This is a genomic window from Azonexus sp. IMCC34842, from assembly GCF_050368855.1.
In the GTDB taxonomy this organism is placed as follows: domain Bacteria; phylum Pseudomonadota; class Gammaproteobacteria; order Burkholderiales; family Rhodocyclaceae; genus Azonexus; species Azonexus denitrificans_A.
The window spans coordinates 553491-579015 of the sequence record NZ_CP178449.1 but is presented as its reverse complement, the minus strand read 5'-3'; the positions used below and the strand labels follow the sequence as shown (position 1 = coordinate 579015).

Annotated in this window: 26 protein-coding genes; 13 read left to right on the top strand and 13 right to left on the bottom strand. The window is 63.6% G+C overall.

Annotated features, from left to right (window positions below):
• Nucleotides 1–49: 49 nt before the first annotated feature.
• The 3 genes from ACLIKD_RS02725 to ACLIKD_RS02715 are packed head-to-tail and all read left to right on the top strand — an operon-like array spanning nt 50 to nt 1864.
• A complete protein-coding gene (locus tag ACLIKD_RS02725; protein WP_428827074.1) occupies nt 50–370 on the top strand; it encodes a metal-sulfur cluster assembly factor in 321 nt (106 codons plus the stop codon).
• A 4-nt stretch (nt 371–374) separates the two neighbouring features.
• Entirely contained in the window at nt 375–1475 is a 1101-nt protein-coding gene (locus ACLIKD_RS02720; RefSeq protein ID WP_428827073.1) for a hypothetical protein, read from the top strand.
• Nucleotides 1472–1864, top strand: coding sequence for a hemerythrin domain-containing protein (locus tag ACLIKD_RS02715; RefSeq protein WP_428827072.1), 393 nt, complete (start codon nt 1472–1474; stop codon nt 1862–1864). The genes ACLIKD_RS02720 and ACLIKD_RS02715 overlap by 4 nt, the downstream gene beginning before the upstream one ends.
• Nucleotides 1865–1882: 18 nt before the next feature.
• Here the strand turns inward: ACLIKD_RS02715 and ACLIKD_RS02710 are convergent, their stop codons facing one another.
• Both ACLIKD_RS02710 and ACLIKD_RS02705 read right to left on the bottom strand, forming a co-directional pair.
• Nucleotides 1883–2395: a hypothetical protein gene (locus ACLIKD_RS02710; RefSeq protein WP_428827071.1), complete on the bottom strand. Its 513-nt coding sequence runs from the start codon at nt 2393–2395 to the stop codon at nt 1883–1885.
• A 4-nt stretch (nt 2396–2399) separates the two neighbouring features.
• Nucleotides 2400–2744: a hypothetical protein gene (locus ACLIKD_RS02705; RefSeq protein ID WP_428827070.1), complete on the bottom strand. Its 345-nt coding sequence runs from the start codon at nt 2742–2744 to the stop codon at nt 2400–2402.
• Between the two features lie 234 nt (nt 2745–2978).
• Between ACLIKD_RS02705 and ACLIKD_RS02700 the strand changes: the two genes are divergently transcribed.
• Nucleotides 2979–4400 carry a sensor histidine kinase gene (locus tag ACLIKD_RS02700; RefSeq protein WP_428827069.1) on the top strand — a complete coding sequence of 474 codons (1422 nt, stop codon included), beginning with the start codon at nt 2979–2981 and terminating at the stop codon, nt 4398–4400.
• Nucleotides 4397–6847, top strand: a complete 2451-nt coding sequence (locus tag ACLIKD_RS02695) for a two-component system response regulator (protein WP_428827068.1) — start codon at nt 4397–4399, stop codon at nt 6845–6847. The genes ACLIKD_RS02700 and ACLIKD_RS02695 overlap by 4 nt, the downstream gene beginning before the upstream one ends.
• On the opposite strand, the gene ACLIKD_RS02690 is transcribed toward ACLIKD_RS02695, so the two are convergent.
• The 9 genes from ACLIKD_RS02690 to sufB all read right to left on the bottom strand — a co-directional run bounded on the left by ACLIKD_RS02690 (nt 6840) and on the right by sufB (nt 13641).
• Complete coding sequence (locus tag ACLIKD_RS02690) at nt 6840–7046, bottom strand: hypothetical protein (RefSeq protein ID WP_226418754.1); 207 nt, start codon at nt 7044–7046, stop codon at nt 6840–6842. The two genes, ACLIKD_RS02695 and ACLIKD_RS02690, sit on opposite strands and share 8 nt — an antisense overlap.
• Nucleotides 7047–7079: 33 nt before the next feature.
• Nucleotides 7080–7538, bottom strand: coding sequence for a CHRD domain-containing protein (locus ACLIKD_RS02685; RefSeq protein WP_428827067.1), 459 nt, complete (start codon nt 7536–7538; stop codon nt 7080–7082).
• A gap of 198 nt (nt 7539–7736) precedes the next feature.
• Nucleotides 7737–8057: a non-heme iron oxygenase ferredoxin subunit gene (locus ACLIKD_RS02680; protein ID WP_428827066.1), complete on the bottom strand. Its 321-nt coding sequence runs from the start codon at nt 8055–8057 to the stop codon at nt 7737–7739.
• 15 nt (nt 8058–8072) lie between these two features.
• Nucleotides 8073–8393 (bottom strand): DUF59 domain-containing protein, encoded by a 321-nt coding sequence (locus ACLIKD_RS02675; protein ID WP_428827065.1) that lies wholly within the window; start codon nt 8391–8393, stop codon nt 8073–8075.
• A 4-nt stretch (nt 8394–8397) separates the two neighbouring features.
• Nucleotides 8398–8847: a Fe-S cluster assembly sulfur transfer protein SufU gene (gene sufU / locus ACLIKD_RS02670; protein WP_428827064.1), complete on the bottom strand. Its 450-nt coding sequence runs from the start codon at nt 8845–8847 to the stop codon at nt 8398–8400.
• The gene (locus ACLIKD_RS02665) at nt 8844–10094 is read right to left on the bottom strand and encodes an aminotransferase class V-fold PLP-dependent enzyme (protein WP_428827063.1); all 1251 of its coding nucleotides are present in this window, start codon (nt 10092–10094) and stop codon (nt 8844–8846) included. The genes sufU and ACLIKD_RS02665 overlap by 4 nt, the downstream gene beginning before the upstream one ends.
• 11 nt (nt 10095–10105) lie before the next feature.
• Nucleotides 10106–11413, bottom strand: coding sequence for a Fe-S cluster assembly protein SufD (gene sufD / locus ACLIKD_RS02660; protein WP_428827062.1), 1308 nt, complete (start codon nt 11411–11413; stop codon nt 10106–10108).
• Nucleotides 11410–12177, bottom strand: a complete 768-nt coding sequence (gene sufC, locus ACLIKD_RS02655; protein WP_428827061.1) for a Fe-S cluster assembly ATPase SufC — start codon at nt 12175–12177, stop codon at nt 11410–11412. The genes sufD and sufC overlap by 4 nt, the downstream gene beginning before the upstream one ends.
• Nucleotides 12178–12192: 15 nt before the next feature.
• Entirely contained in the window at nt 12193–13641 is a 1449-nt protein-coding gene (sufB, locus tag ACLIKD_RS02650) for a Fe-S cluster assembly protein SufB (protein WP_428827060.1), read from the bottom strand.
• Between the two features lie 673 nt (nt 13642–14314).
• Here sufB and pepA point away from each other — a divergent pair.
• From pepA to ACLIKD_RS02630, 4 genes are all read left to right on the top strand, one after another.
• On the top strand, nt 14315–15199 hold the full coding sequence (pepA, locus tag ACLIKD_RS02645; RefSeq protein WP_428827059.1) for a flocculation-associated PEP-CTERM protein PepA: 885 nt from the start codon (nt 14315–14317) through the stop codon (nt 15197–15199).
• 281 nt (nt 15200–15480) lie between these two features.
• On the top strand, nt 15481–16134 hold the full coding sequence (locus ACLIKD_RS02640; RefSeq protein ID WP_428827058.1) for an ABC transporter ATP-binding protein: 654 nt from the start codon (nt 15481–15483) through the stop codon (nt 16132–16134).
• Entirely contained in the window at nt 16131–18620 is a 2490-nt protein-coding gene (locus tag ACLIKD_RS02635) for an ABC transporter permease (RefSeq protein ID WP_428827057.1), read from the top strand. The genes ACLIKD_RS02640 and ACLIKD_RS02635 overlap by 4 nt, the downstream gene beginning before the upstream one ends.
• Nucleotides 18620–19684 carry a lipocalin-like domain-containing protein gene (locus ACLIKD_RS02630; protein ID WP_428827056.1) on the top strand — a complete coding sequence of 355 codons (1065 nt, stop codon included), beginning with the start codon at nt 18620–18622 and terminating at the stop codon, nt 19682–19684. The genes ACLIKD_RS02635 and ACLIKD_RS02630 overlap by 1 nt, the downstream gene beginning before the upstream one ends.
• A gap of 21 nt (nt 19685–19705) precedes the next feature.
• Here the strand turns inward: ACLIKD_RS02630 and ACLIKD_RS02625 are convergent, their stop codons facing one another.
• Complete coding sequence (locus ACLIKD_RS02625; protein ID WP_428827055.1) at nt 19706–20170, bottom strand: OsmC family protein; 465 nt, start codon at nt 20168–20170, stop codon at nt 19706–19708.
• 43 nt (nt 20171–20213) lie between these two features.
• On the bottom strand, nt 20214–20915 hold the full coding sequence (locus ACLIKD_RS02620; RefSeq protein ID WP_428827054.1) for an alpha/beta fold hydrolase: 702 nt from the start codon (nt 20913–20915) through the stop codon (nt 20214–20216).
• A gap of 317 nt (nt 20916–21232) precedes the next feature.
• On the opposite strand from ACLIKD_RS02620, the gene ACLIKD_RS02615 reads away from it, so the two are divergent.
• The 4 genes from ACLIKD_RS02615 to ACLIKD_RS02600 all read left to right on the top strand — a co-directional run bounded on the left by ACLIKD_RS02615 (nt 21233) and on the right by ACLIKD_RS02600 (nt 25390).
• A complete protein-coding gene (locus tag ACLIKD_RS02615; RefSeq protein WP_428827053.1) occupies nt 21233–21577 on the top strand; it encodes a DnaJ domain-containing protein in 345 nt (114 codons plus the stop codon).
• 60 nt (nt 21578–21637) lie between these two features.
• Nucleotides 21638–21844 carry a hypothetical protein gene (locus ACLIKD_RS02610; RefSeq protein WP_428827052.1) on the top strand — a complete coding sequence of 69 codons (207 nt, stop codon included), beginning with the start codon at nt 21638–21640 and terminating at the stop codon, nt 21842–21844.
• Between the two features lie 220 nt (nt 21845–22064).
• A complete protein-coding gene (locus ACLIKD_RS02605; protein WP_428827051.1) occupies nt 22065–24746 on the top strand; it encodes a PAS domain S-box protein in 2682 nt (893 codons plus the stop codon).
• Nucleotides 24743–25390 (top strand): response regulator, encoded by a 648-nt coding sequence (locus ACLIKD_RS02600; protein WP_428827050.1) that lies wholly within the window; start codon nt 24743–24745, stop codon nt 25388–25390. The genes ACLIKD_RS02605 and ACLIKD_RS02600 overlap by 4 nt, the downstream gene beginning before the upstream one ends.
• Nucleotides 25391–25525 lie beyond the last annotated feature (135 nt).

Genomic DNA, 25525 nt, shown 5'->3' with positions numbered 1-25525 from the left:
GGGCGGGTGCTAATTTGAACCGGCATAAACTTTACACCTTAAGGCCGACATGAACGCAGCATCCAATCCCCTCCCGACCCCCGATCAACTGCGCGACGTGCTGCGGGTCGTCGTCGACCCCGAGGTGGGCGTCAACATCGTCGATCTCGGGCTGGTCTACAACGTCGCAGTCAGTCCGGCAGCGGTCAAGGTAGACCTGACCATGACCTCGCCCGCCTGCCCGCTCAGCGACCTGGTGATCGCCGATGCCGAGGCGGCCTTGCACGCTGCCTTGCCGGAAACCTGCGCGGTCAGCATCGATCTGGTGTGGAATCCGCCCTGGGACCCGACGATGATGAGCGACAAGGCGCGCGAGAACCTCGGCTGGTAGCGGCATGATTTTCCGCGAGCTTCCGCCGGCCTGGCGCCTGCCGCTGCTGCTGATGGGCATGGCCAGCCTGGTGATCGGCGTGCTCGGCGGCCTGGCCCGGCTGGCCGTCGACGTCCCGCTGTTCGCCCAGGTACGGGCCGGTGGCCACGGCGCGCTGATGATCGCCGGCTTTTTCGGCACCGTGATCTGTCTCGAACGGGCCGTCGCCCTGCACCGCCTGTGGCCTTATCTCGCGCCGCTCGGTGCCGTGCTCGGCGGCATCGCCTTTTTGGCGCAGGGCCCGTGGTGGCTCGCCCCCGCGCTATTCTCGCTGGCCGGCTGCTGCTTTGTCGCAGCCAGCCTGACCGTCTATCGGCAAATGCCGGCGCTGTTCACCGTCACGCTGCTGCTCGGCGCCCTCGCCTGGCTGGCCGGCAATCTGCGCTGGCTGTTTACGCTGGAGATCGGCTCGGCGGTGTTGTACTGGATGAGTTTCCTGGTTCTGACCATCGCTGGCGAACGCCTCGAACTGACCCGCTTCATGCCCGCCAAACCGGTCGGGCGCCGGCTGTTCATCGCCATCCTGCTGCTCGTCTGCGGCGCCGCCGCCATGCTCCCGTTCGCCGCCGGGCCAGGCAGCCGGCTGCTGGCCGTTGGCTTGCTGCTGCTGGCCGCCTGGCTGCTGCACTACGACATCGCCCGGCGCACGGTAAAACAGGCCGGCCTGACCCGCTTCGTCGCCAGCTGCCTGCTCGCCGGCTATGGCTGGCTGGCCTTCGGCGCCCTGCTCGGCACGACCGGCGCCTTCGAACCCGGCCATCCGTGGCGGGACAGCGCCTTGCACGCGATTTTTCTCGGTTTCGTCTTCTCGATGGTCATCGGCCATGCGCCGATCATTTTCCCGGCGGTGATGCGGGTCAAGATTCCTTACCACCCGTTCTTCTACCTGCCGCTGGCCGCCCTGCACCTCTCGCTGCTCGCCCGCAGCGTCGGCAATCTCGGCGACTTCGCGCGGTGGCGCCAGAGCGGCGCGCTGCTCAATGCGCTCAGTCTGGCGCTATTCGTCCTGACCCTGCTGGTCAGCGTGGCGCGGGGCGCCGTCTCTCAGCGAAAGGCAACGCCATGAAACGCTCAGCGGCCCTGATCAAGCTCTCCCGCGAACACCACACGGCCCTCAGCCTCGCCCTGCGCATCGAGCGCGGCGGCGATGCGGCCACCCTGGCTGCCCTGCAGGTCAAGGTACCGACGATCTTTCGCGAAGAGCTGGAGGCGCATTTCCAGGAAGAAGAAAGCAGCCTGTTGCCGCAACTGCTGCTGGCCGGCGAAGCAGCGCTGGTCAACCGGACCTTGGCCGAGCACCGCCAACTGCGTAAGTTGGTCGACCGGATCGCCGCCGGCGATCTCGCCAGCCTGCCAGCCTTTGCCGAACAACTGCGGGCCCACGTTCGGTTTGAAGAACGGGAACTGTTCATGGTTGCCGAACAGGTGTTGCCGGCCAGCCCCCCGCCCGCCTGAGGCTGAAGACCGCGCCGGCTAACGCCGGACAGTTTTCCCGGCCCGCGCGCGACGGGCCAATTGGCCGAGCACGACCAGGGCAAACAACAATGCCAAGGCCCATTTCAGCAGCGCACAACTGGCCGACAGCGCGATGAGTAGCGCGCCACTGCCAGGGGCCTGTGCCAGCAGGTGAATATGCGCGGCGTTTTCGCAGAGGTCGAAAACGCCGGCAAGCGGCAGCATCAGCAGGGCGGCGCGATAAATTGCCGGGGACAGGCCGGCAAACAGCGATGACCTGGCCACCAGCAGATAGCCGAAAGCCCCGTAGATGAAGGGATGGAGGTTATCGAAGACGAAGTGCGCGCGATAAAGGGCGAGTCCGGCGGCGCCCCAGGTATCGACAATCGACCAGAACGACGCAGCGCTGAATGCCAGTTGCAGCGCAAAGATGCTCGGTTCAAGCGGCGCCAGCATGAGCACGATATTCAGCTGCGACGCCACGAAGAGCGTCGCGGCAAAGAAGACGATCCAGCGGTCGCCGGTTTTCATCGGGCTAGACCTTCTCGTTCCAATGAAAATGGTGCATCAGCCGATGCAGTATCGGCGTGAATAGCAGCGCGGCGGTGACGATGAAGGCCAAGCCGGCGTACAGCGCATAGAGCCCGGCAAAGAGCTTGCCGGCCGAGGTCTGCGGCGGATCGACCGGCCCCATGCCGCCCAGCAGCATGGCGGCATTCAGGAAGGCGTCGATCCACGACAGGTTCTCAAACAGCACGTAGCCCAGCATGCCGACGGCCAGCGACGTTGCCAACAGGCCAAAGGCCACGGCAAGGTGGCCGATTAGCCGGAGCAGGAAGTTGCCTGGCGAGATGGGCGCTTCGCGTCGGGATTCGTACATGGTCTGGCGTTCCTCTCCTGGCTGGGCCGGACAGGCCGTTGATTGGCGCTGAGACTAGCGCAAACATCACAGCCCATCAACGCCGCTGACCGTCGCTGCGGCTCAAAGCCCGAAAGTCGCTGAGCGATTCCGGGAACCACCTGGCCGATTCATCCATCCAAAAGGTGTGCGTGCTATCCGGGCGCCTTGCGCTGCGCCATGGAGCCGCCATGGCTGACTTCCAAAAGGCAGGTCATGAACGAAAAATTACTGGCAGGCATATCCCCGGTCGGAGAAGACCCGTTTCGCCGGGTGGTCGAATGGGCGCCGACGGCGATCGTCATGGTCAATGCCAAGGGCAGCATCGTCCTGAGCAACGCCCAGGCGGAACGGATTTTCGGCTATGCACGCGACGAGCTGCTCGGTGAACCGATCGAAAAGCTGGTGCCGGAACGCTTTGCCGGACATCATCCGGCCTATCGCAGCGACTTTTACGCCGCACCGCATCCGCGGCCGATGGGCAGCGGCCGCGATCTTTATGCGCGGCGCCGCGACGGCAGCGAATTCCCGGTCGAAATCGGCCTGACCCCGATCGATTCCGATAGCGGCCCGATGGTCCTCGCGGCGATTGTCGACATCACCGAGCGCAAACGGCTCGAAGAGCGCTTTCGCCGGGTCGTCGAATATGCCCCCAGCGCGATGGTGATGATCGAGCGCAGCGGCCGCATGGTTCTGGTCAACGCCCAGACCGAGCAGCTTTTCGGCTACCCGCGCAGCGCCTTGATCGGCGAACTGGTCGAGATGCTGGTGCCGGAACGGCTGCGCGGCGAACATGTGCACTTCCGCGGGTCCTTTCTCGAGGTCCCCAAGGCCCGCCCGATGGGCGCCGGCCGCGACCTCTTCGCCCGCCGCGCCGACGGCACCGAGTTTCCGGTTGAAATCGGCCTCAACCCGATCGAAACCGAGGAAGGGGCGATGGTGCTCGCCTCCATCGTCGACATCACCGAACGCCAGCGGGCCCAGCAGAAACTGGAAAATGCGCTGCAGGAAAAAACGGTGTTGCTCAACGAGGTGCATCACCGGGTGAAGAACAACCTCCAGGTCATTTCCAGCCTGCTCAACCTGCAGGCAACCCATACCAGCGACCCTCGCCTGCGCGCCATCCTGGCCGAGAGCCAGAGCCGCGTCCGGGCGATGGCCCTGACCCATCAACTGCTCTACGAACGCAAGGACTACTCGCGGATCGATCTCGGCGAATACTTGGAGCGCCTGGCCCAGCTGCTGATCGGTAGCTACCGCGAGGACGGGGCGCGTATCACGCTGCGCCGGATACTGCCGGAAACCCCGCTGTTCCTCGATTTCGAGCGGGCGATTCCGTGCGGACTGATCATCAACGAACTGGTCACCAATGCCTTCAAGCACGCTTTCCCCGACGGGCGCTCCGGCGAAGTCCGCATCGAACTGCTCGCCGTGGGCGACGAGCTCGAACTGGTCGTGACCGACAACGGCGTCGGTCTGCCGGCAAGCTTCGATCTGACGAATCTGAAATCGCTGGGTCTGCAACTCGTTCCCCTGCTCGCCGATCAGCTCGGCGGCAGTTTTACCGTGCATGACCACCAGGGACCGCGCTTTTCGTTGCGCTTCCCGAGCAACCCCACCGGGCGGAGAGCATCATGAATACAGACAAACAAATCAACCTGATGCTGGTCGAAGACGAACGCGTCGTCGCCTTCGATCTGAAGAACCAGCTGCAAGCACTCGGCTACCGGGTCGGTGCGATGGTCGGCAGCGGCGAACAGGCCGTGCAGTGCATCGGCCAGATCGCCCCCGACCTGGTGTTGATGGATATCCACCTGGAAGGCGCCATGGACGGCGTGCAGGCGGCAATCAAGATTCAGGAGGAGCACCAGACCCCGATCATCTACCTGACCGCCTTCGCTGAGGACGATACCCTGCAACGCGCCCTGGCCAGCCGGCCCTTTGGCTATCTGGTCAAGCCCTGGGATATTCGCGAATTGCACGCCTCGATCCAGATGGCGCTGGCCCGCCGGGAAGTCGAAATCGCCGTCGAGAATAGCGAACTGCGCCTGAAACTGGCGATGGATGCCGCCTCGCTCGGCGTGATCGAATGGCTGCCGCTATCCCGGCGCCTGCATGGCGACGGTCACTTGGGTGCGCTGTTTGGCGACCGCCAGATGCCGCTAGACGAATCCTGGGAGTCTTTCCTCAACCGCGTCAGCGACGATGATCGGGCCCGCGTGGCGGCCAGCCTCGACTGCGCTCTGGCCAGCGGCTTGCCGGCCTGCATCGAGTTCTGCACGGTACCCAACGGCCGGCCGCATTTCCTCGAAGCGAACGTCAAGGCCTACCCCGGCGCCAACGTCGATCGGCGCGTCGTCGGCGTGCTGCAGGACGTTACCGAACGTCACCTGACCGACGAACGGCTTCGCCAGTCCAGCGTCGTTTTCCACACCTCGGCCGAAGGCATCGCGATTATCGATCCGGAGCGGCGGGTTGGTGCGGTCAACGCCGCGTTTACGCGAATTACCGGCTACAGCGAGGCCGATGCGCTCGGCTTCGATATCGACGTGTTGCTCCGCGCCCAACGCAACGCGACGGACAGCGCGCGCTTCTTTGCCGATATCGCGGCCAGCGAGGAAGGTTACTGGCAAGGCGAGGTCAATTGCCAGCGCCTCGGTGGCGCGATCTTTCCGGCCTGGCAGAGTTTGAGCGTGGTCCGCGACACCAAGGGGCGGCTGAGCAATTTCGTGATGGCCTTCTCCGACGTCAGCGGCATGCATGTCGCCGAAGAAAAGTTCCATCACCTGGCCCACCACGACCCGCTGACCGGCCTGCCCAACCGCCTGCTCTTCGACGACCGGCTGGATCATGCGATCGAACTGGCGCATCGCGACAGGCAGCACTGCCTGGTGCTGTTCCTCGATCTCGACAGCTTCAAAGTAGTGAACGACACCCTCGGCCACAGCGTCGGCGACGAACTGCTGCGCATCATGGCCAGCCGCCTGCGCGCCGCGCTGCGCAGCACCGATACGATCGCCCGGCTGGGCGGCGACGAATTCGTCATCCTGGCCGGCGACAGCAGCGCCGCCTATGCCGCCGAACTGGCCCAGAAGGTCCTCAATACGGTGCGCGCCCCGGTCAACCTGGCCGGCGACAGCATTACCGTGTCCGGCAGCATCGGCATCGCCGTCTATCCCGACAATGGCAGCGATCGCCACCTGCTGATGCGCGCCGCCGATATCGCCATGTATTCGGCCAAGGAGGCCGGGCGCAACCGCTATCGCTTCTACTCGCAGGAAATGGCCGACCGCAGCGCCGAACGGATGACCCTCGAACAGGGCTTGCGGCGGGCCATCGAGGAAGATCAACTGGTCGTCTATTACCAGCCGCAGATCACGCTGGCCGACGGGCGGACCTTCGGGGTCGAGGCACTGGTCCGCTGGATGCACCCGGAACTGGGGATGATTCCCCCGATCCGCTTCATCCCGGTGGCCGAGGAAAGCGGCGTCATCGACAGCCTCGGGCACTGGGTGCTCGAACGGGCCTGCAGCGAAATGGCCGGACTATCCGCCGACGACGGCCAGCAGCTGCGTCTGGCGGTCAATGTCTCGGCGCGCGAGTTCATGCGTGACGACTTCATCGACACCGTCCTCGACACGCTGGCGCGGACCGGTTTTCCGGCCAGCGCACTGGAACTGGAGATCACCGAAAGCACCTTGCAGGTCCTCGAACGCAGCGTCGAAATCCTCGGCAAGCTGCACAGTTTCGGCATCACCGTCAGCATCGACGATTTCGGGACCGGCTATTCCTCGCTCAGCGTGCTGCGCGACCTGCCGATCGACCGGATCAAGATCGACCGCTCGTTCATCCTTCAACTGCCGGACAACAGCGAGGGCATCGCCTTCGTCGAAGCGATCATCGCGCTGGCCGGCTCGCTGCGCATGGAAATCATTGCCGAAGGCATCGAATACCCGGCGCAGGCGGCGATTCTCAAGAAAATGGGATGCGACGGCGGCCAGGGCTTTCTGTTCAGCCGGCCGGTCGCCCGTGAGGATCTGCTCCCGCTACTCGGCACGGCCCCGCCCAGCCCGGCCGTCATTTGACCAGCCGCTTGGCGCTCCACCGGCGATCCGCCTCGCCCCGCGGCTGGCGGCGGCGATCGACATGGGCGCGGCTTTTCAGCTTGCGGTCGTGGCGCAGGCGAATGGCGGCGGCCAGATTCAGCAGCACGAGGCCGACCACCACGGTGACGAAAACCCAGGGGGCGTCGGCGATTCGCTGGATGACGACCGGAAAGCTCATCGCTTCTCCGGCCAGCGCCGGCGCGTCGGCGGCTTATTTGCCATTGCTCGGCTTGCCCGGCAGCAATTGCCCGCGCAGCTCGCCGCCCTTGTATTTTTCGCTGTGCACATTGACGTACAGCTCGCCGGCCAGATACGCCCGGTACTCGGCTTCGTTCAGCTTGCTGCCATCCGGCACCCGCCAGACGTCGTCGCTGCTGCTCGTCAGCGTAATGATCACCGGACCGTTGGTCCCGACCTTGCCGTGATGAATGTGCGCCATGCTTGCCTTGATCCCGGAAGTCATCAGCGTACCACTGACGGTCATGTCCTTGCCAACCGTGATGGCGCCGTTACCGGATGCCGTGGTCGCTACCGGCGGCACTTCCGCCGCGCCGGAGAGTTTGAATTTCAGCTCCTGGGCCGTGGCAATCGTTGAAAAAGCGGCCAGCCCCAGGCTGACGGCGACGAGCAGGCCCGCTACGGCGGGACGGGAGATGCGAACAAGCTTCATGACTGGCCTTTCCAGTTAACGCGGGGAAAATGCTGAGTGAAGGGGATTGAACGCACGAGGACCGATGGATTCAGCAGCGACGGGTGGAGGAACCCCTGACTGGAACCATGGGCCACTCGTGCGTCCACACTAGAAGCTACTACGTTCGCCGGGTCCGGTCCGTACGCTATCCAACACAAGCGCGCAATGCACGGCGGCTCAGTCGAAGCGATGGTCACGAACCTGCACCCGGCCCTCCTCGACGCGCACCGGAAAGATGGTGATCGGTTCGCAGGCCGGCGGCGACAGCGCTTCGCCGGTGCGCAGCGAAAAGCGCGCGGCGTGGCGCGGGCAGCTTATTTCCAGACTGTTCAGCGGGCCGCCGGAGAGCGTTTCCGCCTCGTGGCTGCAGACATCCTCGATCGCATAATAGTGGCCGTCGATATTGAACACCGCGACCGCGACGCCATTCAGGTCGAGTCGGCGAAAACTGCCCGGGAGAATATCCGCCGCCGCGGCGACATCGGTCCAATCGTCCACTTTCCGTCTCCTCGCTCACAACAACCCAAGCTCCAGCCGGGCGGCCTCGCTCATCATCGTCCTGTCCCAGCGCGGCTGCCAGACCAGTTCGACCTGCACGTCCTCAACGCCGGGCACCTCGCCGACCGCCTCCGCGACCAACGCCGGAAAAGTCTGGGCGACCGGACAGCCGGGCGCCGTCAGGGTCATCCGGATATGCACGGCGCCGCTGTCGGGCGCCATGGTCAGTTCGTAGATCAGGCCGAGGTCGTAGATATTGACCGGGATTTCCGGATCGAAAATGGTCCGCAAGCGGGCGATGACCGCTTGTTCCAGTTCGCTGGTCGACGCGGCCATCGATCTACTCCGTCGTCACCGGCTGCTGCGCCTGATGCAGCGCGGCGAGCAGCGTATGCCAGGCCAGCGTGGCGCATTTGACACGGGCCGGAAACTTCCGCACGCCGGCCAGCACGGCCAGTTTGCCGAGATCGGGGGGACTTTCCGGCTGGTCGCCGGTGAGCATGGCGTGAAAACTGTCGAACAGGGTTTCGGCCTCGGCGACGCTGCGGCCTTTCAGGGCCTCGCTCATCAGCGAGGCTGAGGCGGTCGAAATGGCGCAGCCGACACCGTCGAAACGGATGTCCTGGATGATTCCGTCGACCACCTTGAGCTGCAGGTTGAGGTGGTCGCCGCACAGCGGATTGAAGCCCTCAGCCCGGTGGCTGGCTTCGGGCAAGGAACCGAAATTGCGCGGCCGCCGGCCGTGGTCGACGATCACTTCCTGATACAGATCGTGCAGGTCGGCGATCATGCGAACATCTCCCGCACCTTGCGCAGGCCGCCAAACAGCGCATCGACCTCGCTCCGCGTGTTGTAGAGGGCGAACGAGGCCCGCACGGTGGCCGGCACCCGGTAGCGATCCATCACCGGCATGGCGCAATGATGGCCGGTCCGCACGGCGATGCCCTGGGCGTCGAGGATGGTGCCGATATCGTGCGGATGGATGCCGGCCAGCGTGAAGGAAAGTATCGCCCCCTTGTCGCCGGCCGTGCCGATCAGCCGCAGGCCATCGCAGTGCTGCGCCTGCCCGGTCGCATAGTCCAGCAGATCGGCCTCATGCGCCGCGATGGCCGGCCGATCGGCGGCCTGCAGGTAGTCGATGGCCACCCCGAGGGCGATGCCGCCAGCGATATTCGGGGTGCCGGCCTCGAATTTGTAAGGCAGATCGTTCCAGCTCGAACCAGCAAAACTGACCTGGCGGATCATGTCGCCACCGCCCTGCCAGGGCGGCATGGCATCGAGCAGGGCGGCCCGGCCATAGAGCACGCCGGTGCCGGTCGGGCCGTAGAGCTTGTGCCCGGAAAAAGCGTAGAAGTCGCAGCCGAGATCGCTCACATCGACCGGCAGGTGAGCGACCGCCTGCGCGCCATCGACCAGCACCACGGCGCCGACGCGGTGGGCCATGGCGACCAGTTGCTTGACCGGGTTGATGGTGCCCAGCGCATTCGACATATGGGTGATCGCCAGCAGCCGGGTGCGCGGATTGAGCAGCTTTTCGAACTGTTCCAGATCGAGCTGGCCGGCCTCGTCGATCGGCGCCACCCGCAGCACGGCGCCGCTGCGCTGGCAGAGCAGTTGCCACGGCACGATGTTGGAGTGATGCTCCATTTCGCTGACGAGGATTTCGTCGCCGGCCCGCAAACCGTTGCCGTAGCTGTTCGCCACCAGGTTGATCGACTCGGTGGTGCCGCGGGTGAAGACGATTTCCTCGCGGGCCGGCGCCTGGATGAAAGCCCGCACCTTGTCGCGCGCCCCTTCGTAGGCCTCGGTCGCCTCCTGGCTCAGACGGTGCACGCCACGGTGGATATTGGCGTTGTAATGCGCGTAGTAGTGGCGCTCGGCCTCGATCACCGGCCACGGTTTCTGGGTGGTGGCGGCATTGTCGAGGTAGACCAGTGGATGCCCGTCGACCCACCGCTCAAGGATCGGAAAATCCTGACGCAACCGGGCCACATCGAGTTGCGGTACGACGTTCAGTTCGCTCACGGCGGCCGGCATGGCGTTTTCCTTCACGAGCGCGGCAGCTTGTGCTGCAGCAGGTCGTCCAGCCTTTCCTGCAGCGGCAGGATGCGGACGCGGTCAATCACTTCCATGGCAAAGGCCCGGCTGAGCAGCGCCCTGGCGGCGGCTTCGCCGATGCCGCGGGAGCGCAGGTAGAAGATCTGGGCCGGGTCGAGCTGGCCAACCGTCGCGCCATGGCTGCATTTGACATCGTCGGCCCAGATTTCCAGTTGCGGCTTGGTATCGATCTCGGCGTTGTCCGACAGCAACAGATTGCGGTTCGATTGCACGGCATCGCTGCCCTGGGCGTCGCGATAAACCACGACGCGACCGTTGAAAACGCCGTGCGCCGCCCCGTTGAGCACACCCTTGTAGAACTCCCGGCTGGTGCAGCCGGGTTGCCGGTGATCGATGCAGGTATGATGATCGACATGCTGCGGGCCATCGACCACATAAAGGCCGTCCAGATCGCAGGCGGCACCCGCGCCCTGCAGCCCGACCGTGATGTCGACGCGGGCCAGTTGCGCGCCAAGGGAAAAGGAGCCGGAGACGAAGCGGCTGTCGGCCTCCTGGGTGACATTGACGGCGGCAATGTGGAACGCCGCCGGGCTTTCCTGCTGCAGCTTGTAGTGTTCGATGCTGGCGCCCGGTGCCAAGACGATGTCGGTCACCGTATTGGTGAAATAGCTCGGCGCGCCGATCGCGACATGGTGCTCGATGATGCTGGCTGAACTGCCGGCCCCGGCCAGCACCAAATTGCGCAAGTGGATGGCGAGATTGGCCTCGCTGGTCAGGAAGAGCAACTGGATCGGCCCCTTGACGTGCGCCCCGGGCGGCAGACGAATATAGGCGCCGTCGGCCATCAAGGCGAGATTCAGGTCGCTGAAGGCGGACGCGCCGTCGCTGGCGGGCAGCTCTTTTTCCAGTTCGCCAGGATGCTGGTCAAGGCTGTAGGCCAGGCTGCCCAGCACGATGCCCGCCGGCAGCCGGCCGAGGTGGCTCAAGCCGGTCTCCAGGCGGCCATTGACGAAAACCAGCAAGTGACTGCCGGGCAGTGCCAGGCGGCTCACCTGGGCGGCCAGGCTGGTGCCGATGGGGGGCGGCAACAAGTCGAACTCGCCTTTTTCGATAGCCGCCACACTGGTGTATTTCCAGTCTTCGTCGCGCCGCGTCGGAAAGCCGCGCCGGGCAAAGCGCTCGATTGCCGACTGGCGGGTCCGGTCCAGCCAACTGGCCCCGTGGCCGGGCAAGATGCCGGCGACGCGGCTGTAGGCGTCGAGATAACGATCGGCGGCAACCGACAACGGGGCGTTCATGGCCGTACCGCCCCCCGCTCCGGCAGGTCGGCCGGCCGGCCGTAGCCGGTGCGTTCGAGTTCCGTCGCCAGCTCCGGGCCGCCGGAGCGGGCAATCCGCCCATCGGCCAGAACATGCACCCGGTCCGGCTTCACGTAGTCGAGCAGGCGCTGGTAATGGGTCACCAGCAGCGCCGCCCGCTGCGCGCTCCGCCAGTTGTTGATGCCGCAGGCGACGACCTTGAGGGCGTCGATATCGAGGCCCGAATCGCTTTCGTCGAGCAGGGCCAGCGTCGGTTCGAGCAGCGTCATCTGGAGGATTTCGTTGCGCTTCTTTTCGCCGCCGGAAAAGCCTTCGTTAACCGGGCGATAGAGCAGCTTTTCATCCATCTCGAGGAGTTTCAGTTTGGCCCGGATCAGCGTCAGGAAATCGATGGCGTCGAGTTCCGGCTGGCCCCGGTGCCGCCGCATGGCATTGAGCGCCGCCTTGAGAAAATAGACATTGGCGACGCCGGGGATTTCGACCGGATACTGGAAAGCGAGAAAGATCCCCTCCCTGGCCCTCTCCTCCGGCGCCAGTTCAAGCAGGTTGCGGCCTTGATAGATGACTTCGCCGGCACTCACCTGATAGCCCTCGCGGCCGGCCAGAACGTGGGCCAGCGTACTTTTCCCGGAGCCGTTGGGGCCCATCACGGCATGCACTTCGCCGGCCTTGATGCTGAGTTCGAGGCCCTTGAGAATGGGCTTGCCATCGACACTGACGTGCAAGTTGCGGATGTCCAGCATGATGCCTGTTCTCCTTTAACCGATGCTGCCTTCCAGACTGACGCCCAACAGCTTTTGCGCTTCGACGGCGAATTCCATCGGGAGTTTCTGGAAAACTTCCTTGCAGAAGCCATTGACGATGATCGACACCGCATCCTCTGGCGACAGGCCGCGGCTCTGGCAGTAGAAAAGCTGCTCTTCGCCGATCCGCGAGGTAGTGGCTTCGTGTTCGACCTGCGCCGAGGGGTGCTTGACCTCGATGTACGGGAAAGTGTGGGCGGCGCATTTGTCGCCTAGCAGCAGCGAGTCGCACTGGCTGTAGTTGCGCGCGCCGACGGCGCTTTTCGCCATGCGTACCAGGCCGCGGTAGGCATTCTGGCCATGGCCGGCCGAGATGCCTTTCGAGAGGATGTTGCTGCGCGTGTTCTTGCCGAGATGGATCATCTTGGTCCCGGTATCGGCCTGCTGGTAATGGTTGGTCAGCGCCACCGAATGGAATTCGCCCTGCGAGTTGTCGCCGCGCAGGATCACGCTCGGGTACTTCCAGGTGATCGCCGAGCCGGTTTCGACCTGGGTCCAGGAAATCCGTGAGTTCGCCTCGCGGCATTCGCCGCGCTTGGTGACGAAGTTGTAGATGCCACCTTTGCCCTGCTTGTCGCCGGGGTACCAGTTCTGCACCGTCGCATAGCGGATTTCGGCGCCTTCCAGCGCGATCAGTTCGACGACCGCCGCATGCAACTGATTTTCATCGCGCATCGGCGCGGTGCAGCCTTCGAGATAACTGACTTCGCTGCCTCGGTCGGCAATAATCAGCGTGCGCTCGAACTGCCCGGTGTTGATGGCGTTGATGCGGAAATAGGTCGATAGCTCCATCGGGCAATGCACGCCGGGCGGGATGTAGCAGAAGGAACCGTCGGAAAACACCGCCGAATTGAGCGCGGCGAAATAGTTGTCGGTGTAGGGCACGACCGAGCCGAGATATTGGCGGACCAGATCGGGATGTTCGCGGACGGCATCGGAGAAGGAACAGAAAATGATGCCGAGTCCGGCCAACTGCTCCTTGAAGGTGGTCGCCACGGAAATGCTGTCGAACACCGCATCCACCGCGACCCCGGCGAGAATCGCCCGCTCCTGCAGCGGCACGCCGAGTTTTTCGTAGGTCCGCAGCAATTCGGGATCGACGTCGGCCAGACTGCGCGGGCCATCCTTGCCGGAACTGGGCGCCGAGTAATAGCTGATGCCCTGATAATCGATCGGCGGATGATGAATGGTGGACCATTGCGGCTCACTCATCGTCAGCCAGTGGCGATAGGCCTGCAGCCGCCATTCGAGCATGAACGCCGGCTCGTCCTTCTTGGCCGAGATCAGCCGGATGACCGCTTCATCCAGCCCGACCGGCAGGCTGTCCGTCTCCAGAGCGGTGAAAAAACCATGCGGATAATCGCCGCTGATCAGTTCGTCGAGTTTCGTCGTTTCGGTGGCCATCAGTCGCCTCCTTCCGGGGTCTTACGTAGGACCGGCTGACGACACCATTGTTCCGGCTAGCGATAAATCGAAGCAGAGCACCGCCTGCCGCGCCTATCACCCCCGATAAGACCAAGTGTCGGAAAATTTTACACCTGAAAAAATCCCGCCTGCCGACCTGCAACATCGCCGCCAACCCGCATGAAATGGGCCTTCTGGAAATCTGGCACGGACCGGACTGGCGCTGTCACCCCGGGAACCGGCGATGAATTTCTGATCTGCCTTCCGCAGTCACGATCGATCGTTTCACCTCTGATACAGATTTATTCTTGCCGAATATCCGGCGCCCTGAGCGACATAAGAAAAATGCACCTAACCAACTGATATTTATTGATTTTTATGACTAGGGAAAAGTGTGGCACACAACCTGCATTAAAGGCCGGGACAGCCGTCAAGACAACCGGGCAGACCCCATTAGGAAAGGAGGCCGAGATAACGAGAGGACCAAAATCTTTATTCCTGACAGACAAAACATACCAAGAAGCTGTCCGTGCCTTATTGCCATTTCCTGAACCAAAGGGAGATGGTAAGTAACAGACTTTCTCGACCCGTTGGGGATCATCCCGACACCAACAAAACGCCAGGTGTTCCGGCCTTTGATCCAAATGAATTCAGTTAATCAAGGAGTAGCGTGATGAAAATGCGAACCAAAACAATCGTCAAGCAGCTGTTGGCGGCTTTTGCCACCACCATCGCTGTGCAGGGTGCGGCCCAGGCGGCGACGACGTTCCAGTTTGATACTGGAGCGATTGCCGGCTCGACCACCAATTTCAGTTTTTTGACCAATGAAATGACCTTCACGGCTATCGGCACGCCGTCGATTACCCTGACCGACAGCAATAACGATGGCGTCATCGGTGGCGCCGATGACTTTGCCGAGATCGGCATTACCAGCATCGTCAACTTCCAGTTGAATAATGCCAACATCCCGGTCGGCACCACGGGCGTAAACAATCTCTACGAGCTGATCGTCCATTTCAACTTCGTCGGCACCGCGGGCATTGTCGGCAGCAATGCCGTAGCGACATTCAATTCGGGCAGTGCCACAATTTATTACGATGAAATCGTCAACAGCTCGTCCGCTGGCGGTGTGGCCATCGCTAACCTGACCATTCCCAGCGCGAACGGTAGCCAGTGCGTCCTGACCGGCCCCGGCCTGGCCGAAGGCAGTTGTGGATTGGTCCTCAAGTTTGACGCCTTGGGCATCACCGATCCTGGCGTTTGGACCGTTGGCGGGACCGACCTTGGCGACCTGGACGCCGTTGCCGAGCTGGACGTCGATGTCGACAATGTCACGCCCCCCTTCAGTCCGCTCTACGCCGGTTACGGTACGACTTGCGGCATCAATGCTGAAACCGGTGCAATACTACCGCTCTGCGTCCAGAACGTAACGACCGACCAAGACGGTTCGGCTGTCATTAACGTTCCGGAACCGGGCACGGTGGCCCTGCTCGGCATCAGCCTGCTGGGTCTTGCCGGTAGCCGCCGTCGCAAGGCCGGTTCGGTCGTGGCTGTTTAAGTACGGACCAACGCAGCAGGCGGCAGCGCCTGATGCAAAAAAGCCCGGCAGATGCTTTGCCGGGCTTTTTTTGCATTCAATTCGGGAAAATGACTTTCCATCGACTCCGGCACGATTTGGTCAATCTTCTTTACTGCCGGGATAGAAGGCCTCCCAGCCGCGTTCCTTTGCCAGCTTCTGGCATGCCTTGCCACCATCGGACGGGCAAATCCCCTATGCTACCCAGGCATTTTCCGGAGGTGGTCGAATGGCGGATAAAGCCGTGGTGCGCAGGGACAGCAATGCTTGAAATCGCCGGTCTGGCCCGCAACTTCAATGGCCGCAGCGTGCTGCGTGCCGTATCGCTGCGTTTGCAGCCCGGCGAGTATGTCGCCATCGTCGGCGAGTCGGGGGTCGGCAAGTCCACGCTGCTCAACCTGATTGCCGGACTGGATCGGCCCGATGCCGGCCGGCTCGTCCTCGACGAGGTCGATTATTCCCGACAGGATGAGGACAGCCTGACCCGTCTGCGCCGCGACAAGCTCGGCTTCGTCTTCCAGGCCTTTCACGTGCTGCCACATCTGACCGTCCGCCAGAATGTGGCGCTGCCGCTCTGGCTCCAGGGTCTTGCCGGTGCCGCGGCCGACGCACCGGCGCAAGCGCTGCTCGAAGCGGTCGGCCTCGGCGAACGCGCCGCCAGTTGGCCGCGCGAGCTGTCCGGCGGGGAGATGCAGCGGGTCGCCATTGCCCGGGCGCTGGTGCACCGGCCGCGCCTGCTGCTGGCCGACGAGCCGACCGGCAACCTCGATCCGGCGAACGGCGCCAAGGTGCTGGCCCTGCTTGCCGAGCGCATCCGTCAGTCCGGCGCCATCGGCATTCTGGTGACCCATTCGCCGGCCGCCGCGGCCACCGCAGATCGCGTACTGCACCTGACAGCAAACGGCCTGGAAGCATGAGACTAGCGCCGGTCTTTCTCGGTTCGCTGGCCCGGCGCCGGATGGCGACGCTGTTCTCGCTGCTCGCCATCGTTCTCGGGGTGGCCCTCGGCATGGCGGTCCAGGCCGTCCATCAGGCGGCCCTGAGCGAATTCGGCCGCGGCCTGCGCACGCTGGCCGGTCAGGCCGACCTGCAGATCGTCGGGCCACGGCGCGGCTTTGACGAAAATCTCTATGCCGTGCTCGCCAGCCGACCCGAGGTCGCCGAGGCGAGCCCGGTCATCGAACTGGAAGTCAAACGGGCGGCAAGCGAAGAAACCCTGCAATTGCTCGGAATCGATGTCTTCGCGCTGGCCCGGGTGACGCCGGCCCTGTTGCCACGGCCCAACGAGCCGGCCGATCGTCTGGCGACGCTGGCCGAGGACGCCATCTTTCTCAGCCGCGATACGCAAACCGCACTCGGTTTCCAGCCCGGCGAGCACATCGCGTTGCAGACCGGGACGCAGCGCACCAGCTTCCGGATTGCCGGCGACATTCCGGGCGCCGCCGAGAACCGCCGGCTGGCGGTGATGGATATCGCTGCCGTACAGACCCACTTCGCCATGCTTGGGCGGATCAGCCGCCTCGATCTCCGGCTGGCCGACGGGGTTACGCCCGATGCGGCCCGCCGAGCCCTGCAACCCCTGCTACCGCCCGGCGTGCTGATTGAAGCGCCACAGGCCGCGGCCGACCAGGCCGGCAATCTGTCGCGGGCCTACCGGGTCAATCTGACGCTGCTGGCGACAATTGCGCTGCTGACCGGCGGCTTTCTCGTGTTCTCTGCCCAAGCCCTGTCCGTCGTCCGGCGGCGAACCGAGTTCGCCTTTCTGCGTGCCCTTGGCCTGGCACGGCGCAGCCTGTTCGCCTGGCTGCTCGGCGAAGGGGCTGTGGTCGGGCTGATCGGCGGGGTGCTCGGCGTCATCCTCGGGCACGGGCTGGCCTGGGCGGCACTGGCCGCGCTCGGCGGCGATCTCGGAGCCGGCTATTTTTCCGGGCTGACGCCGACCCTGCAATTTCAGCCGGACATCACTGCGGCCTATGTCGCTCTGGGCCTGCTGGCCGGCATTGCTGGCGCCTGGTTGCCGGCCCGCGAAGCAGCGACGGTAGCACCGGCCCAGGCGCTGAAAGCTGGCGATGAGGGGGCCCTGCCCGGCGGCCACGGGCATCCATGGCTGGGCCTCGGCCTGCTCGGCGCCAGCCTGGCCGCCTGCGCCATTCCGCCGCTCGCCGGGCTGCCGGTCGGCGGCTATCTGGCGGTCGCCTGCCTGCTGGCCGGCAGCGTCATGTTGTTGCCGCGCCTGGCCGCCGGGATCGCCCGACTGCTGCCGGCGCGCGGCCCGGTATCGGCCCGGCTGGCGGCGGCTCGCCTCGGCGCGGCGCCCGGCCATGCGGTGGTCGCCGCGGCCGGCGTACTGACCAGCGTCGCCCTGGCGGCGGCGATGGCCATCATGGTCGCTTCGTTCCGCGATTCGGTCGATCAGTGGTTGAACCAGATTCTGCCGGCCGATCTCTATCTGCGGGCCGGCAAGGCCCAAGGCAGCAGCTATCTCGACGACCCCCTGCAAGCCGGCATTCGAGCGGTGAAGGGCATCGAGCGCAGCAACTTCACGCGCCACGACAGCCTGCGGTTGGCCGACGGGCAAGCGCCGGTCGCCTTGATCGCCCGGCCGCTGTCGCGCGACGGCAAGGACCTGCCGCTGGTCGGCGCCAGCCGGCCCGATGGTGGCCCGGCGATCTGGATTTCCGAAGCGATGCAGGACATTTACGGCTGGCGCGTCGGGCAGCAGGTCGCGCTGCCGCTCGCCGGACGCCTGGAGAAGCTGCATGTGGCGGGCGTCTGGCGCGACTATGCGCGGCAGACCGGGGCGATCATGATCGATCTGGCCGATTACCAGCGCCTGAGCGGCGACCGGCTGATCAACGATGCGGCGATTTACCTCGCGCCGGGGGCCAATGCCGGCCAGGTGGCCGCCGCGCTGACCGCAATGGCTGGCCCCGGCGGGCTGGAAGTCGCCCGGCCGGGCGAGATCCGGGCGATCAGCCTGGGCATTTTCGACCGCACCTTCGCCGTCACCTACTTGCTCGAAGCGGTCGCCGTCGCCATCGGCCTGGCCGGGGTCGCCGCCAGTTTCGCCGCGCTGGCGGCAGCCCGCCGGCGCGAGTTCGGCATGCTCCGCCATCTTGGCCTGAGCCGCCGCCAGATCGGCTGGATGCTCGCCCAGGAAGGCGCCCTGGCGGCCGGCGTCGGCGTCATCGCCGGGCTGCTGGCGGGTGGGGCGATCGGCCTGGTGCTGATCGAAGTGATCAATCGGCAGAGCTTCCACTGGAGCATGGATCTGCACGTTCCCTGGGGCTCGCTGGCCGTCTTCGCCAGCGGGCTGATCGCCCTGGCCGCGCTGGCGGCGGTCCTCGCCGGACGGCAGGCGATGCGCCAGGATGCCGTGCTGGCAGTGCGTGAGGATTGGTGATGCAACGGCGTGACTTCCTTCTGGCGCTAGCCGCGCTGGCAACCCCGGCCGCGGCTGTCGAGTTCGCGCCGGTCCGCCCCGGCCGGCCGCTTGTCTTCCCGGCCGATCACGGCGCCCATCCGGATTTTCGTACCGAGTGGTGGTATGCCACCGGCTGGCTGAGCTTGCCGGACGGCAGCCCGCTCGGCTTTCAAACGACCTTCTTCCGGGTGCGCACCGGCATCGACGAAACCAGCGCCAGTGCCTTCGCCCCCCGTCAGTTGATCCTCGCCCATGCCGCCATCGCCGATCCCGGGCTTGGTCGCCTGCGCCATGATCAACGCGCGGCCCGGGTCGGCTTTGGCCGCGCCGGCTATGCCACCGACCGGACCAATGTCTGGGTCGGCGACTGGCATTTCGAGCAGTCTGCCGACGGCTATCGCGCTGCCGTCCAGGGCACCGACTTTGCCTATGCCCTGACTCTCGCCCCGAACGGTCCGCCGATGCTCAACGGTCAGGCCGGTTTCAGCCGCAAGGCGGCCGACCTGCGCCACGCCAGTTATTACTACAGCCGCCCGCAACTCAAGGTCGCCGGCACGGTCACGCTGGCCGGACGGACCAGCCGCGCCACCGGCCACGCCTGGCTCGATCATGAATGGTCGAGCGCCCTGCTGCCGGAGGGTGCGCAAGGCTGGGACTGGATCGGCATCAATCTGGCCGACGGTAGCGCGCTGATGGCCTTCCGGCTGCGCGACCGGGCTCAATCAGCACAGTGGTCGGCGGCCAGTCTCCGCCCGGCCGGCGGCGCAACGCAGACATTCCCGTCGCCAGCCGTGAGCTTTGAAACCGTGCGCCACTGGCAGTCGCCGCGCACCGCCATTACTTACCCGGTGGAATGGCGGATTCGCGTCGGCCGGCGGAATTTTCTGCTGCAGGCTCTGATCGACGATCAGGAACTGGACAGCCGGCCGTCGACCGGCGCCATTTACTGGGAGGGCGCTGTCCGGTTACTGGAAGATGGCCGTGAAGCCGGCCGCGGCTACCTGGAGATGACCGGTTACGGGGAAAGCATCCGGCTCGGCTGAGTTATGCCCGGCACCGCGGTCTCAAGGCGAGAGCAGGGGTGCCGGCTGCGCCTTGGGACGCAAGGTATCCAGTCTGGCATCCAGCGTGATCTTGGTGTTCAACAGCTTGGAGACCGGACAATCCGTCATGGCCTTGTTGGCCAGCACCGCGAAGGTCGTCCGATCCGCCCCCGGCACGCTTGCCACCAGATCGAGATGGACCTCGGTGATCGAGAACCCGTCCTTGAGTCGGTTCAGGGTGACCGCGGCGCTCGTCTCGATGTGCTCGGCCGTCAGCCCCCACTTGCCCAACTGTGCGGCAAGGGCCATGTTGTAGCAGACGGCATGGGCGGCCGCGATCAACTCTTCCGGATTGGTACCGGGTTCGTTTTCCAAACAGGTGCCGAAGTCGTACGGCGTGTTGATCAGGATGGTGCTCTGGGTCGTTATCTTGCCTTGGCCATCCTTCAGTCGGCCGCTCCAGACGGCTGATGCAGTGCGTTTCATTGCCGGGCCTCTTCAATCAGAAATGCTTATCCGGGACGCCGCATTACTTCAGTCCCTTGATCCAGTCGAGCAGCAGATTGCTGACCTGCTCCGGCTGGTCGAGCGTCGACAGGTGGCCGCAGTGCTCGACGATCTTCAATTCGGCCTGTTTGATCCCGGCCGCGATTTCCTCGGCCATTTCGGGCGGCGTGATCTGATCTTCGCGGCCGCAGAGCACCAGCGTCGGACAGGTGATGCCGGCCAGCGTCGGCCGACTGTCGGGCCGACTCATGATGGCCTGCTGCTGGCGGGTGAAGACTTCCCTGCCGAGGCCACTGGCCATCGACTGAATGACACCGCGCACCGCCGGCAGATTCATCAGATCGGGATGCGAAAGGCGCGGCAGCAAGCGTTCGGTAACCGCATCGAGGTCGGTTTCGGCGAGCTTGATCAGTTCCTCACGCAGGGCGCTGGCTTCAGGCGTATCGGGCCGCGCCGTGGTATCGATCAGCACCAGGGCGGCGACCCGCTGCGGCGCGGTACGCATGATTTCGAAAGCGACATAGCCGCCCATCGACAGGCCGACCAGCACCAGGCGACCCTCGGGCGCCCCGGCCAGGACGTCGGTGGCAAGTTCGGCGATGCTCGCGGAACGCGTCAGGTCACCGACCTGCACCGAACCCAGCACGGACAGGGCAATCATCTGCTCGGCAAACAGACTGGCATCGTTGAGCAGACCAGGCAGCAACAGGATTTTCGGTTTCATGGCTATTCCCTCAAAGGCGCTCACCGGGGAGGCAAGCCGCAAACCGCGCAAGCCAGTCGGTTGGCTCGCCATACGGCATTACCGCAGTGTTCGTCGATCGGCAATTTCGTTGACAGCATGCCCCCGGCCTGCGGTAAAAGTCTGTGCGTTGTCGCACAGAAAAGACCGGTGGTCTGGAATAGTGTTCAAGCCAGCCCAGCAATTGCCTCTCTACCGTCACCAGCAAGACACCGAGTGGTGGACTTGGGCATGGCCCCCGAACCAAATGACTTTTGGCGGGTCATATAACGGCAGGTCAAATTTGTTCAGGCGGCATGATGAAAACGAAGAATTACTACCATATTCTGGGAGTTAGCCAGGACGTCGATGCCGACGGAATCAAGAATGCCTATCGAAAACTCGCTCACAAATACCATCCGGACGTTTCACGGGCTCCCGATGGCGAAGAGAAATTCAAGGAGATCGGCGAAGCCTATGAAACGCTGAAGACACCGGCCAGGCGCCTAGCCTATGACCGGCGAATGTCGCCGACCGTGGGTCGGCTAACCAGCGAGCAGCCGCTGGTCGATTTTTGTGCCTGCTGGAGCGAAATACCGTGGGTCAATTACTGGTGTCGGTGGATCAATCCGGAGCAAAGGCCGGACAAGACGATGGATGCCTGAACAACCGCCGCTTGCGGCACAACGGCTTTGGAAAATATCAGAAGAGAAAGGAGCAGACCGATGAGTGACAATCCGAACGACCAAGACATGCACGTGCGGGCCAACAAAGATCTTGCCGCCGCGGTCGAGCGAGGCCTGGCCGTGGCGTTGTTGAATGGCCTGTCGGCCGGTGCGTTGGCGATGGACGTCGAAGGAGTTCCCTTGAATATCGCGACCCGGGTTCTGCTGCATCCCGAGCGTTGCCGTGCCACCGACTGGCATCATTGATCTTTACCCGGCAATTCGGCGGTCCACGCAGCTCAACGCCGATGTAAGGGAAACCTGATTCCGGAGGTTTTCGCGTTCTGGTAGGGTGACCCGCTGTTACGCCTTTTACATCCCTCCTCGAAAGCTCTCGTCTTTGCCCGCGATCGCCCCCCGCCCGTTTCGCTTGATTGACGCAAACGCCCTCTCCTGCCTGCATCGGCCGGCGGTCGAGAGATACACCATGGCAATCGGCATATCGGCCCTGATGCTGCTGATCCGCATGGCCTTTCTGCCAATCAGCAACGAGTTGGCTTACCTGGCTTTTTATCCCGGTGTCGCCATCACCGTATTCCTCTGTGGCATCGGGCCGGGGATTCTGGTCATTGCCCTCGATGCGCTGATCGCCGACTTCATTTTTCATTCGCCGTACTGGACCTTCAAGGATCTCTCGAGCACCGTTCGGAGCGCCGTTCCCTTCGTCATCTCGTCGCTCGGCATTGTGTTCACGGTCGCCTTCTTCCAAAAACGCACCATCCGGCGGGTCAACCTGCTCGAGCACGAAGCGGCCAACCACAAGGGGGTCAAGGATGAGCTTGCCGACACCCGTATTCGGCTGGCAGGAATTATCGACTCGACGCTGGACGCGATCGTTTCGGTAAATGCCGCGCAGCGAGTGATCATTTTCAACCCGGCCGCCGAACAACTTTTTGGCTATACCAAGGCCGAGGTTCTCGGCAGCGGCCTGGAGCGGCTGATTCCGTGCCTCTATCAGGAAAAGCACGCGGAGCATTTCGCCGACTGCCACGCCGGCGCCGCGAGTGGATCAGCTTCACGGACAGAACTGATCGGCGTTCACAAGAATGGCAACGAGTTCCCGATGGAAGCCTCCATCTCGAAAAGCGCCGTGGCCGGGGAAGTGATTACGACCATAGTCCTGCGAGATATCACCAAACGGCGCGAAGTCGAGGACGCCCTGGTCAAAAGCCGGCGACAACTGGAAATTTTCATCAGGGAAGCCCCGATCAGCATTGCCATGTTCGATCGCGAGATGAACTACATTGCCCACAGTCGACGCTGGCCAAGCAATCACGCCAGCAGTCATAGCGACCTGAGCGGGCGCAACCATTACGAGGTTTATCCGGACATACCGGAGCGCTGGCGGCAGATTCACCGCGACGGGCTGGCTGGAATACCCGCTCATAACGACGAGGACCTGTGGGTTCAGGCCAACGGACAACGACGCTGGCTGCGCTGGTCGGTCATCCCGTGGCGCGACGAACATGACGAGATTGCCGGCCTGATCATTTCCACCGAGGACATCACGCCGACCAAACAGATCGAATCGGCGCTGCGCCTCAGCGAAGACGATCTGAACCGGGCCCAGGCCGTCGGGCGAATCGGCAGCTGGCGGCTCGATGTACGGCGCAACGAATTGTCCTGGTCGAAAGAGAACTACCGGATTTTCGGTCTTCCCGAAGGCACGCCGCTGAACTATGAAATCTTCCTTGCCTGCGTCCATCCGGATGACCGGGCGATGGTCGACCGCGAGTGGCAAGCCGCCCTGCGCAATGCCGCCACGAACGCGACGCCTTACGAAATCACCCACCGACTTGTCGTCGGAGACGCCGTGCGCTGGGTAAAGGAAAAGGCCGAGCTGGAACTGGATGCCGAAGGCAATCTGGTCGGCGGCTTCGGCATCACCCAGGACATCACCGATATCAAACAGGTACGCGAGGCACTGCTCGAAAGCGACAATCGTTTCAGCTCGTTCATGAGCCATAGTCCGGTGGCATCGTGGATCGTCGATGCGGATGGCCGCTATCAGTACGTCAACCCGCGCTACTACACGATGTTCAATGTCGCGGTCGAGGATTTGACCGGCAAGGTGATCGCCGACGTATTTCCCAGGGATGAGGCAAACAGCGTCATACGCGCCATCAGAGACGTCATCGCCACCGACCATCCGATCGAATTGATCGAGTCCTGCCTGAAATCCGATGGTTCGCCCGGCGATTTTCTCAAGATCAGATTCCCCATCCACCTCGCCGACGATCGTCTTCTGGTCGGCGGCATGGCCCTCGACATCACCGAACAACGGCTGGGTGAATGCCAGATCAAAGCCGCCAACGAACAGCTTTCGACGATCACAACCGAACAGGCCGCCCACCTGCGCGAACTGTCCGGCGAACTGACCCGGGCGGAACAACGCGAACGCGATCGACTTTACGAACTATTGCACGATCACGTTCAGCCGCTGCTGGTCGCCATGCGCTTCGAACTGAGCGGGCTCAGCGAGCGGACGCCGCCGGAAAAGCTGTGGAAAATCGTTGGCACGGTGCGGGAACAGATCACCGAGGTTATCCAGGCGGCGCGCAACCTCGGTACCCAGCTCAATCCGCCGCTGATCATGGAACGCGGCCTGGGTCCGGCGCTGGAATCCCTGCGCAACTGGATGCAGACGACCTATGACCTCGATATTTCCCTGAAGAGCGCTCCCGGCATCGAACCGACAGATCTTTCCGTCCGCCTGTTGTGTTTCAATGCCATTCGGGAACTTCTGCTGAATGTCGTCAAACATGCCAACAGCGACTGCGTTGACCTGACCCTGACCCGGGAAAACGACGACATGCTGCAGGTGGTCGTGGCCGACCACGGTGTCGGCTTTGTCACGGAGGAATGGCACGATGGCACAGGCCTGTCGAACATTCGGCGCCGACTGGAAATGCTGGGTGGCTGTTTGAACATCGAAAGCCTGATCGATGTCGGAACGGTAGCGACGCTGCGCGTGCCGCTCGGCCCCATCCGTCGGGAACGGCGATTGTCAGACCTGCGCAATCTCGGCAAAATAATTACATTGTCACGTGCGCCCGCCAGTGGCACGCCGGAATTTTCTGAAAATGCGATGGGGGATGGCTCAAGATGATCAGGATCCTCATTGCCGATGATCACGCCGTGGTCGGTGGCGGACTCAAGCAGTTTCTCTCCGATGTCGGCGGTTTCGAAATCGCCGGCGAGGCGCGAACCGGACAACAGGCCTTGGACATGGCCCGTGCCCAGCACTGGGACTTGTTGCTGCTCGACATTGGTTTGCCGGATCTCGATGGCATCGAGGTCCTCAAGCGCATCAAACGCGATCAGCCGGACCTGCCGGTCCTGATCTTCAGCATGTATTCCGAGGATGAGTACGCGATAGCCGCTCTCGATGCCGGGTCGGCCGGCTACCTGCCGAAAGACAGCGCCCCCGACGAGGTGCTCGCGGCGATTCGCCGCGCCAGCGGCGGCGGCCGCTACCTGAGTCCGGAGCTTTCGGAAAAACTGTTGAGCGGATCGCTATCCAACGGTCGAAAACTGCCACACGAGCGACTTTCCCGCCGCGAATTCGACGTCATGATGATGCTCAGCCGCGGCGTACCGCTGACCGATATTGCCGAACATCTCCACCTCAGCCCCAAGACCATCAGCACCTACCGCACCCGGGTTCTCGAAAAGCTCGAACTCAAACACAATACCGAGATCACCCGTTACGTGCTCAAGCACAAACTGGATCATCTGCAAGAGAGCATTTAGCCGGGGCCGGTCAATTCGTCCTCGCCCGGTTAGCCGAGCCCGCCTCGAACGCCTGACCGCTGTCTGACCTGATCGCGCCAGAATGTCAGACAATCCCTACAGCCAGCCCGGCAATCGCTGACAGCGTTAGCGACT

Excerpts from the sequence above, each read along its gene's own strand:
- ACLIKD_RS02630 (WP_428827056.1), top strand. The coding sequence starts at position 18,620 with ATGCAACGGCGTGACTTCCTTCTGGCGCTAGCCGCGCTGGCAACCCCG.
- ACLIKD_RS02690 (WP_226418754.1), bottom strand. The coding sequence starts at position 7,046 with ATGAGCTTTCCGGTCGTCATCCAGCGAATCGCCGACGCCCCCTGGGTT.
- ACLIKD_RS02615 (WP_428827053.1), top strand. The coding sequence starts at position 21,233 with ATGAAAACGAAGAATTACTACCATATTCTGGGAGTTAGCCAGGACGTC.
- ACLIKD_RS02620 (WP_428827054.1), bottom strand. The coding sequence starts at position 20,915 with ATGAAACCGAAAATCCTGTTGCTGCCTGGTCTGCTCAACGATGCCAGT.
- pepA (WP_428827059.1), top strand. The coding sequence starts at position 14,315 with ATGAAAATGCGAACCAAAACAATCGTCAAGCAGCTGTTGGCGGCTTTT.
- ACLIKD_RS02665 (WP_428827063.1), bottom strand. The coding sequence starts at position 10,094 with ATGCCGGCCGCCGTGAGCGAACTGAACGTCGTACCGCAACTCGATGTG.
- ACLIKD_RS02685 (WP_428827067.1), bottom strand. The coding sequence starts at position 7,538 with ATGAAGCTTGTTCGCATCTCCCGTCCCGCCGTAGCGGGCCTGCTCGTC.
- ACLIKD_RS02675 (WP_428827065.1), bottom strand. The coding sequence starts at position 8,393 with ATGGCCGCGTCGACCAGCGAACTGGAACAAGCGGTCATCGCCCGCTTG.
- ACLIKD_RS02600 (WP_428827050.1), top strand. The coding sequence starts at position 24,743 with ATGATCAGGATCCTCATTGCCGATGATCACGCCGTGGTCGGTGGCGGA.
- ACLIKD_RS02700 (WP_428827069.1), top strand. The coding sequence starts at position 2,979 with ATGAACGAAAAATTACTGGCAGGCATATCCCCGGTCGGAGAAGACCCG.
- ACLIKD_RS02710 (WP_428827071.1), bottom strand. The coding sequence starts at position 2,395 with ATGAAAACCGGCGACCGCTGGATCGTCTTCTTTGCCGCGACGCTCTTC.
- ACLIKD_RS02625 (WP_428827055.1), bottom strand. The coding sequence starts at position 20,170 with ATGAAACGCACTGCATCAGCCGTCTGGAGCGGCCGACTGAAGGATGGC.
- sufC (WP_428827061.1), bottom strand. The coding sequence starts at position 12,177 with ATGCTGGACATCCGCAACTTGCACGTCAGTGTCGATGGCAAGCCCATT.
- ACLIKD_RS02725 (WP_428827074.1), top strand. The coding sequence starts at position 50 with ATGAACGCAGCATCCAATCCCCTCCCGACCCCCGATCAACTGCGCGAC.
- ACLIKD_RS02715 (WP_428827072.1), top strand. The coding sequence starts at position 1,472 with ATGAAACGCTCAGCGGCCCTGATCAAGCTCTCCCGCGAACACCACACG.
- ACLIKD_RS02605 (WP_428827051.1), top strand. The coding sequence starts at position 22,065 with ATGGCAATCGGCATATCGGCCCTGATGCTGCTGATCCGCATGGCCTTT.
- sufU (WP_428827064.1), bottom strand. The coding sequence starts at position 8,847 with ATGATCGCCGACCTGCACGATCTGTATCAGGAAGTGATCGTCGACCAC.
- ACLIKD_RS02635 (WP_428827057.1), top strand. The coding sequence starts at position 16,131 with ATGAGACTAGCGCCGGTCTTTCTCGGTTCGCTGGCCCGGCGCCGGATG.
- ACLIKD_RS02695 (WP_428827068.1), top strand. The coding sequence starts at position 4,397 with ATGAATACAGACAAACAAATCAACCTGATGCTGGTCGAAGACGAACGC.
- ACLIKD_RS02610 (WP_428827052.1), top strand. The coding sequence starts at position 21,638 with ATGAGTGACAATCCGAACGACCAAGACATGCACGTGCGGGCCAACAAA.
- ACLIKD_RS02720 (WP_428827073.1), top strand. The coding sequence starts at position 375 with ATGATTTTCCGCGAGCTTCCGCCGGCCTGGCGCCTGCCGCTGCTGCTG.
- sufD (WP_428827062.1), bottom strand. The coding sequence starts at position 11,413 with ATGAACGCCCCGTTGTCGGTTGCCGCCGATCGTTATCTCGACGCCTAC.
- sufB (WP_428827060.1), bottom strand. The coding sequence starts at position 13,641 with ATGGCCACCGAAACGACGAAACTCGACGAACTGATCAGCGGCGATTAT.
- ACLIKD_RS02705 (WP_428827070.1), bottom strand. The coding sequence starts at position 2,744 with ATGTACGAATCCCGACGCGAAGCGCCCATCTCGCCAGGCAACTTCCTG.
- ACLIKD_RS02640 (WP_428827058.1), top strand. The coding sequence starts at position 15,481 with ATGCTTGAAATCGCCGGTCTGGCCCGCAACTTCAATGGCCGCAGCGTG.